General features: G+C 75.7%; 1 protein-coding gene. It reads left to right on the top strand.

Translation table 11 applies throughout. The features are described 5' to 3' along the window. On the top strand, positions 1-2,652 hold a 2,652-nt coding region (locus tag ETD85_RS66565; protein ID WP_240780171.1), incomplete at both ends, for an SDR family NAD(P)-dependent oxidoreductase.

The raw sequence follows: 2,652 nt of genomic DNA, 5'->3' as shown, positions 1-2,652 counted from the left end.
CGACCTGCACGTGGCCGTGCACTCCTCGCCCGTGCAGAGCGTGGTGACGGGGGATCCGCTGCGGGTGGCGGAGTTCGCGGCCGAGGTGGCGGGGCGCGGGCTGTTCGCCAGGACGCTCACCGCCGAGGGGGCCGGGCACTCGCCGCAGGTCAAGCCGCTGCTGCCGCTGCTGCGGGCCGAGCTGGCCGGGGTCGGCGGGGGCAAGCCCGTCGTTCCCTACTACTCCACGGTCTTCGCCGATCCCCGAGAGACGCCGGCGTTCGAGGCCGCGTACTGGGCCGCGGGGGTCCGCCGTCCTGTACGCCTCATGCAGGCGGTCCTGGCGGCGGCCGAGGACGGGCACGCCGTGTTCGCGGAGCTGAGCCCCCGGCCGCTGCTCGCCGGTGCGCTGCGGGCCACCCTTCCTCACACCTCGCTGGTCACCGTGGGCGACTTCCACGCTCAGGTGGCGGCGACCGCCGCCGCCGTCACCCCGCGCACCTCGGGCCGCGTCGTGGACGTGCCGCCGTCGCCCTGGCGTCACGTACGGCACTGGGCGGCCGGCCGGCGGCCCCCGGCGGGGCATCGGCTGCTCGGCACCCACGTGGAGACCCCGTCGGGGCACTCGTGGTCCACCACGCTCGACGACCTCGCCGAGGCGCCCTGGCGGCTGGCCCGGGACGAATGGCACCGCGACGGTCACCCGGTCCTGCCGCTCGCCGTCGTGGCCCAGCTCGCGCGGGCGGCGGCCGTCGAGGTGCATGGTGAGGCGGAGCTGCACGATGTCGAGCTCCTGGCTCTGTTGCCGCTGCCCGCCCAGGTCACGCTGACGCTGTCGGACGGGGTGGTCGAGCTGGCCGCCAAGAACGCCGCGGGCGCCTGGACCGTGTACGGCAGGGCGAGCCTCACGCCGGAGTCCGTGCGGGCTCGTCCGGGTGTGGCGGGTTCTGTGGCCGTTGCGGGCTTCTCGGGGGCGGGCGGTGTGCTGGAGCGGATCCGGCATGCGGGCCCGGACGGCGCCTCCTCGCCCTCCTCGCGCTTCTCGCCTTCCTCGCCCGCCTCTCGCGCCGAGATCGCCGGCTCGACCCAGATGCCCGTCCCGACCACCCTGGACGCCAAACTGATCGTCCGCGCCTGGGCTCCCACACCGATCCGGGAGGCGGGCCCGGCCCGCGCCTGGCTCGTCCTGGCCGATGAGGGAGATACGCGCGCGGCCCATCTCCGCTCCCTCCTCACCGCAACCGGCTCGGAGCCGGGGGTCCTCGTGCTGCCTTCCCGGCAGCTCGACCCGGACGGTGTCCAGCGGGTCATGCTTCAGACCGCCGCGCAGGCCCGGCGGGGCGTCCCGATCGTCATCGCGACCGAGCGGGCGCAGGCCGTACTGGAGGGGGAGGCGCCGGATCCGGGGCCGGCCGCCTTGCGCGGCCTGGTGAGGGTCCTCGCGCTGGAGCACCCGGAGACCCGCGCCACCCTCGTGGACTTCGACGACCTCTCCGACCTGGTCACGGAGCTCGCCTGCGACCCGGCCTGCGACCCGGCCGGCGACGCGGCCGGCGACGAGGTGGCCTGGCGCGGCGGCGTCCGCTACACGGCCCGCCTGCGCCGTGCCACGCTCCCGCCGCTCCCTCGACCGGCCCGTCCCGTGACCGGCCCCGGCGCGTACGTGATCACCGGCGGGTCCGGCAGGCTCGGCCGGATCGCCGCCCGCTGGCTGGCCGCACGCGGAGCCACCCGCATCATCCTGAACGGCCGCACCTCCGCGCCCGTGGACGGCCCCACGCGGATGATCACAGGCGACCTGGCGGCCCCGGGGACGGCGGAGCGGTTGGTGGCGGCGGCGACGGCCGGCGGGGTCCGGCTGCGCGGCGTGATCCACGCGGCCGGCATCCTGGACGACCGGCTCATCGCCGACCTCGACCCCGGCAGCCTCGAACGCGTCTGGGCCGCCAAGGTCACCGGCGGCCTGCGACTCCACGAGGCCACCAAGGGCCTGGACCTCGATTGGTGGGTCGCGTACTCCTCGGCCGCCGGACTGCTCGGCTCCCCTGGACAGACCGCGTACGCCGCCGCGAACGCCTGGCTGGACGCGTTGTGCGAGCGGCGCAGGGCGGAGGGGCTGCCTGCGATCAGCATCGGCTGGGGCACGTGGGCCGGTGCCACCACCGCCCTGCCCTTCGTGGAACCGCTGGCCCCCGAGGAGGGGCTGGAGGCTCTGGAGGCGCTGATCCAGCGGGATCTGCCTGCCGGGGTCATCAAGCTCGACACCGCCCAAGCGGTCACGCTGTTCCCGGCCATCGCTCGCATGCCGTATTTCTCCGACTTCGTGGACACCCCCGTGACACCGCCCGTCCGCGACCTCGCCGCCCTGCCGCCCGGCGAGGCGCTGGCCGCCGTGACGGGACAGCTCAAGGAGCGGGTCGCCGCCGTGCTGGGGGTGGAGGCGGGCTGGCTCGACGAAAGCAGCGTGCTGACGGACCTCGGGCTGGACTCCCTGGCCGCCACCCGGCTGCGCGGCGTCATCGACTACGACTTCGGCCTCACGATCCCCACGGCCCCGCTGCTCCAGGGCGGCACCCTGGGCGCGCTCGCCCGCACGATCACCGAAAATCTGCCCCCACAGCCCGCCACCGCACAGCCCGCCACCGCACAGCCCGCCACCGCACAGCCCGCCAC

The organism is Nonomuraea zeae (assembly GCF_005889725.1).
Lineage (GTDB): Bacteria > Actinomycetota > Actinomycetes > Streptosporangiales > Streptosporangiaceae > Nonomuraea > Nonomuraea zeae.
Note: the sequence above shows the minus strand (reverse complement) of the source record. Positions and strands in the feature narration are given on the sequence as shown.